The following is a 7,597-nucleotide window of genomic DNA, read 5'->3' as shown; positions in this document are numbered from 1 at the left end:
ATTTTATCCTTGCAAGCAATAGAGTAGAGGTTGCCGATAGTTGGTTGTAAAAGCAAGTTCTCAACGGCATAAGTGACTAATTTTCATTGAAATGTAACATCTTTAGTGCGAGGCATGCGTCATGCATTCGTCAATATTATCAGATCGTTAGTCACGTGATAATGTCATTCTCTTAATTTTAAATTATGCCATTCAGTCTTCTTCAAAGGCCTTAATTAGCGTAAAAAATTAAACTTACCTGCTTTGCTTTGTCAAAATTCTGAATTCCTGACTCAGAATTGCTTTTAAGATGTAACACGGTGAATCCCCATAACAAAATTTTAACGATGACTCGAAAAGCGTTTTTATTTTTTTGCTAAAAAAAATAAGTCTTGTAAATACTGAAATGGATGTTCTTCAATGCCTTATCAGAAGAGCAGCTTGCTTAAATGTAAGTGAAACATTCAGAAATGAGAGATATAGGTATGAATCGTATTACTTTGTGCGCCGCAAGTATTGCAATGGCTCTTTCGGGCACGGCAATGGCAGCACCAGCAACCCCTAGCGTCGATGTCTATGGGTCGAATAATCTACAGTTTTCTAAAGTTGAATTAGCCATGGAAAGCACGGCTGGTTATAACCAAATGGTCAAATATTATGACCAAGCGCCGATTGCCGTTAAGTTTAACCAATGGAGTGGTACAACGGGCAACACGTATAAAATCTATTTTGATGGCGCACAGGTCGCGACAGGCCCAATCACTGGCAGCCAAACCACCGCAAACTTCAGTTATGCACAAGGTGGTGTTTACCAAATGACAATCGAAGCTTGCGACGCGACAGGTTGCAGCAAAAGTGCACCCGTTGAGATAACAATTGCCGATACCGATGGCTCACATCTCAAACCTTTGGTGATGAATATTGATCCCAATAACAATACTTACACGACCGATAAAGATACGGTGGTTGGAACCTACTTTGTTGAGTGGGGCATCTATGACCGAAAATATACGGTAGATAACATCCCGGCTGATAATCTGACGCATATTCTATACGGCTTCATTCCAATTTGTGGCCCTAACGAATCATTGAAATCCGTTGGTGGAAACAGCTACAACGCGTTGATGACCGCATGTAATGGGGTGAATGATTACGAAGTGGTGATCCATGACCCTTGGGCGGCCTATCAAAAGAGTTTCCCGCAAGCAGGTCACCAATATAGCTCTCCGATCAAGGGCAACTATGCCATGTTGATGGCGCTCAAACAGCGCAATCCAGATCTGAAAATTATCCCTTCTATCGGTGGTTGGACACTCTCTGACCCATTTTTTGATTTTACCACCAAAGCCAACCGCGATACTTTTGTAGCCTCGGTGAAAAAATTCCTAACCACGTGGAAATTCTACGATGGCGTGGATATCGACTGGGAATTTCCTGGAGGAGGTGGTCAAGCAGCGGATCGCGGTGACCCAGTCAATGATGGTCCTGCGTACATTGCGTTAATGCGTGAACTGCGTGCCATGCTTGATGAATTGCAATCGGAAACTGGTCGTACTTATGAGCTCACGTCAGCAATCGGTGTTGGTCATGACAAGATTGAAGATGTTAATTATGGCGAAGCCATTCAATATATGGATTACATCTTTGCCATGACTTATGACTTTTATGGCGGTTGGAATAACGTATTAGGCCACCAAACCGCGCTTTACTGCGGATCATTCATGCGCCCAGGTCAGTGTGATGGGAAAGGAGTGGATGAAAATGGCGAACCTTATAAAGGCCCAGCTTATACGGCGGATAACGGTATCCAGTTACTGCTAGCACAGGGTGTCCCTGCTAATAAGTTAGTCTTAGGTGCGGCTATGTATGGCCGTGGCTGGGAAGGGGTGATGCCGGCTTCATTAAGTGATCCAACCGACCCGATGACAGGGGTAGGTAACGGAAAATTGAAAGGCACTTCCGCGCAAGGCGTGTGGGAAGCGGGTGTGATTGACTATAAAGGCATCAAATCATTCATGTTAGGGGCTAATAATACCGGTATTAATGGCTTTGAATATGGATACGATGCACAAGCTGAAGCACCTTGGGTTTGGAATCGTACAACGGGCCAACTGGTTACTTTTGACGATAACCGTTCAATCAAAGCCAAGGGCGCCTATGCTCGAAACCTTGGTTTGGCCGGGTTGTTCTCTTGGGAGATTGACGCTGATAATGGTGACATCCTAAATGCGATGCATGAAAGCTTAGCAGGAGGAGGTACTACACCCCCCGCGAACCGCGTGCCCACTGCAAATGCAGGTGTTGATCAATCGGTGGTTGGTCCGGTGAGTGTTGTTCTTGATGGCGGTGCATCAAAAGACAGTGATGGCACTATTGTCAGTTACGTGTGGCAGCAAACGGCGGGCACAGCAGTGAGCTTAGTAAACGCTAATTCTGCACGAGCCAGTTTTGACGCGGCCGAAGTGGCACAAGTACAAACGCTGACGTTCAAGTTGACGGTCACAGATAACAAAGGTGCAACGGCTTCTGATGTTGTGACTGTAACGGTCAAACCTAAAGCAACTGAGCCTGTGAACACGCCACCAGTGGCGGTGATTACTGCGCCAAGCAATGCCAGTGCTGGTGAGGTTGTGGTGGTGGACGCTTCCGCTTCAAGTGACGTCGATCAAGACACCTTAACTTTCGCATGGGATGTACCTGCAGGCCTAAATGCAACCATTCAAGGTGCGAGTGTTTCGTTTGTTGCTCCTGAGTATACACAAGACACCACGCTAAGCTTCACTGTAACTGTCAGTGATGGTAAAGCGGCGGCCTCTGCAAGTGCATCGGTTATTGTGGCGAAGAAAGATTCTGGTGGTGGTGACACTTGCAGCAACTTGTGGGATAAATCAGCGGTTTATACTGGCGGTCAACAAGTTTCTTGGGCTGGTAAAGTATGGGAAGCCAAGTGGTGGACAACTGGCGAAAACCCATCGACTACTGGTGTGTGGGGAGTATGGAAAGAGATTGGCCCTGCGAGTTGCCCAACAAGCTGATTGCTTTAATAAACCAGTTACCTCAATAAGCTAACGGGTTTTAATAAACTTTTTATTGCAAACAATGACTTCAAGCCTCGTTCTAACACGAGGCTTTTTTGTGCGTTTTTCTATGTTTTTTCATTCATCACTTGCAATTCAATACTTTTGCTTTAGTGTTATATATGTGTATAACACTATATCGGTATAAAATTGTGACAGATTGGCAAGATAACCAACCCATATTCCGTCAGCTAGCCGACAAAATTACCGAGCAGATCCTACAAGGTATTTGGCTAGAAGATAGTGCGTTGCCTTCGGTAAGAACCGTTTCGGCAGATATGAAAATCAATCACTTAACTGTCATGAAAGGCTATCAACTGCTTGTTGACGAAGGCATTGTTGAAAAAAGACGAGGTCAAGGTATGTATGTCGCGAAAGGAGCGCTAGCGCAATTACAGGCGAAACAAAAGCAGCACTTTTTAGAGCAACAGATCCCAGAAATTGCACAAACACTCAAGCTATTGGCGATGCCGCTTGAGGATTTTATCAACCAACTACAACAGCATATTGAAGGTGACCAATGAATCCATTAGTCGAAGTCAACGGTGTATCTAAACAGTACGCAAAGCATGCCGAGTCGGAAGCTCTGCAGAATGTGAGCTTTAAGCTCTACGCAGGACAGGTGCTCGGTTTGCTCGGACATAATGGTGCGGGCAAGTCGACCTTAATTAAGTCGTTGCTCGGTGCTCACCATTATCAAGGTGACATTTTGATCCAAGGCTTAAATCCGATTACGGAACATGCGCAAGTGATGGCGCATCTTTCCTACATTTCAGACGTCAATGTGTTGCCAGATTGGATGACGGTTAAACAAATTTTGCGTTATACGTCAGGCGTGCATCCCAGTTTCTCGTTAGACAAGGCCACGCAAGTCCTTACACAAACCAACATTCGTTTATCAAGTAAAATTCGTACCTTATCAAAAGGGATGAAAGTACAACTGCATTTAGCCATTGTGATTGCCACCGATACTAAAGTGCTGATTTTGGATGAGCCAACTCTTGGTTTGGACCTAATCTACCGTGATACCTTCTATCGTCACTTACTCGAATGGTTTCATGATGGTGAGCGTGCCTTGATTATTGCTAGTCATGAAGTATCGGAAATTGAACATTTGCTAACGGATGTGCTGATCTTGAAGCAAGGTAAGGTCGTGCTGCAAGACTCAATGGAGGCGATTACACAAGGGTATTTTGTTCTAGAGGCCAGTAACGCACATCAAGACGTTATCCAAACCTATCGTCCTTTGGCATCTCAGCCAAGCTTGGGAACAACAAAGTGGTTGTTGACTTCAGAACACCGTCAAGCCGTTGAAGGGCTTGGTTCTATTTACAGTGTAAAACTTGCTGAACTATTTCTTGCCTTGCAGAAGGAGAGCGCATAATGCACCCCAGTATTTATATGCTTGAAAAAGAGCTGATTGAAAACAAAAATGTTACGCGTATTCCTTTGTTTCTATTGGTATGCGGAACCCTATTGTTCATCAGTTTGTTAATGAACAATACACTGCAACACAACCTGTTTTTTGAGATGGAATTTGGTGGTGACATCAGTGATGTCCATATCGAATTTGTGGATGATTTCAACACCTTTATCATCATGCTTGTTGGTTTTATTTCGCTAATGCTCAGTTCACTCTATTTCCCCAGAACATTCCGCAAGGAGCGTAAAGAGGGAAGCTCGATGTTCTGGCGCAGCATGCCAGTGACGAACAATATGACCCACATAGTGAAACTGGGGTTTGGCTTATTTGTAATTCCTGTGGTCTGTTCCGTGTTAGTCATTTGTGCGGACGTTCTACTGTGGGGGCTTAACTTAGCGACAGAAAACCGTTTAGCCCTACTATTTGAACAACGTTCTCTAGGATATGCCGTTCAACACTGGTTGAATTACCTCAGTATCATGTGGGTGATTGCTGTGACGATGCTGCCATTAGCCTGCTTTACTTTAGTTATTTCACAGATATTTAATTCGCCGATCCTTGTGATGTTCGTGGGCGGTTTCGCGCTTAAATGGATCTCGATTGTTATGCTGAATTCTGACATTGTAGGGGAGTTTTACCACGCGATTTTCAACTTGCCGTTGCAGTTAATGACTTCTTCAAACATGTTCACGGCTTTTGAAGGTGCTGGTTGGGGTAATTTATTTGTGTATATCATGATTGGTATCGCCAGTTACTGGATTAGCCACAAGCTCTATAGTACTGATGAACTTTCATTGAAGTCACTGTTGACCCGATAAGTTTCTGGTTAATTGTGGTCAAAAAGAGAGCGTTTGTTCTCTTTTTTTTCGCCTATTTCCTGCGGTTACTATGGTGAGGCTAGAAAAGGTTAGACCAAAAATTCACTCAAAATTAGAAGTTAGTTCCAAAGTGATGAGTAATCAACTCTCTGACTCACATGATATAAATGTGTTAAATGCACTATGCTATTTTGTAGTCCTTTGTGAGCAATGACAAAGACGTGGACCGCTTCAAGTTTTATTTCGAGGCTTGAAATTATAATGTCCAATTGATCGAGAATTCTATCGGTTTGAGTTAAATTACTATTACAAATAGGTCTACCTATGTTTAAAAAAATGTCGTTAAAAAACAAACTGGCGATTTCAGCCAGCGCTGCCATTATTCTTGGGGGATTACTCGTTGAAGCATTGTCGTATCGAGCTGCACTGGAGCGATTAGATATTGATGTTGAACAACGATTACAAAGTACCACCGCTTCTTATAATCAGTATGTGACGGACTGGTTACTGTCGAAAGAGCGTGCTTTAACCTCGCTGTCGCAAGATGCCGAGAAACAAGCCATCGTGACACATTTAAAACAAGTTCGAGATTCTGCAGCGTTTGACAACGTATTTCTTGCTTACCCCGACGGTTCGCAAAACAACGCTAATGGTGTCATCTTGCCGCCGGGGAACGATGATCCGCGCAAATGGGGCTGGTATACAAACGCTAAAGCAAACCCATCAAAAGTGTTTATGGATAACCCAACCGTTGCTGCGGCAACGGGCGCTAATGTGGTTTCATTAGGTAAGGCACTGAATTTAAATGGCCAACAAGTCGTTTTAGGCGCCGACGTAGAAATTACTGACATCCTCAACAGCATGAAGCAAGTTATTTTGCCGGGTGAGGGGTATATGTTTATTGCTAACGATAAAGGCAATATTTTTACCCATAGTGATACTAAACTGCTCAATAAAAGTGTTTCTGATCTGGGTTTAAATTTCGCTGATATCCGCCAAGCGATTGCGAAAAGCAGCGATTTATTGGTGGATATTCGAGGTGAGGAGTATGTTCTCTACGCCCGAAGCATCAACGGAACGAATCTCAGTACTGTTGTGGTCATCAATCACGATTCGCTCATCGCACCTTTATCTGAAGCTACCTTCAGCCAGCTCATTGTTACTGCCGTTGTGGTCATACTCTGTACTCTGCTGTTCAACTTATTGTGTAATATTTTGTTCCGTCCTTTGAATAATGTTTCTCAAGCGTTGGCACAAATTGCAAACGGTAGTGGTGACTTAACCCAACGTATTGAAGTAGAGAACAGCGATGAAGTAGGTGAATTGGCCAGAAACTTCAATACCTTTGTGGAAAGTTTACAACAACTTATTGGCCATATTCGTCACCAGTCTCATCAATTGGAAGCGCAATCAGAACATGGCGCGCATCGCGCTAATCAATCGGCATCAGAGCTTAGTCACCAGCAGCAAGAAATTGTGATGGTCGCTACTGCGGTCACTGAAATGGCGTCGGCAACGCAAGAGATAGCCTCTCACGCAGAGCAAACGGCAAAAGCGGCGCAAGACTCGGCCACCAGCACCAACAATGGACATGCCTTGGTGATTCATACCAAAGGCTCGATCAATAACTTGGCAAAATCAGTGAGTGAGGCCAGTGGCGTGATTGCCGCACTAAACCAACACGCGCAAGAGATTTCGACCGTACTGGCAACCATTCAAGGCATTGCAGAGCAAACCAACTTACTTGCGCTGAATGCAGCTATTGAAGCTGCGCGAGCGGGTGAGCAAGGCCGAGGTTTCGCCGTGGTAGCAGACGAAGTCCGTGTGCTTTCTCAGCGCACCCATACTTCTACCGAAGAGATAAAATCAACCATTGATACCCTGCAAGAAACGACCAAACGTGCGGTATCGTTGATGCAAAGCAGCTCAACGCTCGCTGAGAACTCAGTGGAAGATGCCGATAAAGCATCCGGTGCGCTTGAAGAAATTAAAGCAGCGGTTGCCTTGATCAGTGATATGGCGACGCAAATTGCGACGGCAGCCGAAGAGCAAACGCATGTGACTAGTGAAATTACACAAAATGTTACTTCTATCAAGGATGTGACGGAGCAACTGGTCATTGGTGCAGAAGATAGCTTGAGCCAATCCAATGAACTGAAGCAGCAAGCGGAAGAGCTGAGTGCAAAAGTGGCGACATTTAAATTAGCGTAACGGTTGTTTCTTTCTTATTCAAAAGGCTCTGCGGAGCCTTTTTTTGATCAGATTGTTATGTTTTCTCACTTGGTGAGAAAGCAAGTCTG

At 44.4% G+C, this 7,597-nt stretch carries 5 protein-coding genes; all 5 read left to right on the top strand.

The genetic code is table 11. The features are described 5' to 3' along the window. Window positions 1-464 precede the first annotated feature (464 nt). The 5 genes from AACT21_RS03955 to AACT21_RS03935 all read left to right on the top strand — a co-directional run bounded on the left by AACT21_RS03955 (window position 465) and on the right by AACT21_RS03935 (window position 7,508). A complete protein-coding gene (locus tag AACT21_RS03955; protein ID WP_094163949.1) occupies window positions 465-3,014 on the top strand; it encodes a glycosyl hydrolase family 18 protein in 2,550 nt (849 codons plus the stop codon). A gap of 194 nt (window positions 3,015-3,208) precedes the next feature. Further along, on the top strand, window positions 3,209-3,580 hold the full coding sequence (locus AACT21_RS03950; RefSeq protein ID WP_026028428.1) for a GntR family transcriptional regulator: 372 nt from the start codon (window positions 3,209-3,211) through the stop codon (window positions 3,578-3,580). Then, the gene (locus AACT21_RS03945) at window positions 3,577-4,440 is read left to right on the top strand and encodes an ABC transporter ATP-binding protein (RefSeq protein WP_013868321.1); all 864 of its coding nucleotides are present in this window, start codon (window positions 3,577-3,579) and stop codon (window positions 4,438-4,440) included. The genes AACT21_RS03950 and AACT21_RS03945 overlap by 4 nt, the downstream gene beginning before the upstream one ends. Then, window positions 4,440-5,297 carry a hypothetical protein gene (locus tag AACT21_RS03940; protein WP_017045015.1) on the top strand — a complete coding sequence of 286 codons (858 nt, stop codon included), beginning with the start codon at window positions 4,440-4,442 and terminating at the stop codon, window positions 5,295-5,297. The genes AACT21_RS03945 and AACT21_RS03940 overlap by 1 nt, the downstream gene beginning before the upstream one ends. 324 nt (window positions 5,298-5,621) lie before the next feature. Continuing rightward, on the top strand, window positions 5,622-7,508 hold the full coding sequence (locus tag AACT21_RS03935; protein ID WP_094124805.1) for a methyl-accepting chemotaxis protein: 1,887 nt from the start codon (window positions 5,622-5,624) through the stop codon (window positions 7,506-7,508). Window positions 7,509-7,597 lie beyond the last annotated feature (89 nt).

Origin of the sequence: Vibrio sp. V08_P9A1T1 (assembly GCF_963874405.1) — a bacterium.
GTDB lineage: Bacteria > Pseudomonadota > Gammaproteobacteria > Enterobacterales > Vibrionaceae > Vibrio > Vibrio anguillarum.
This window is presented reverse-complemented; position numbering and strand designations above follow the sequence as displayed.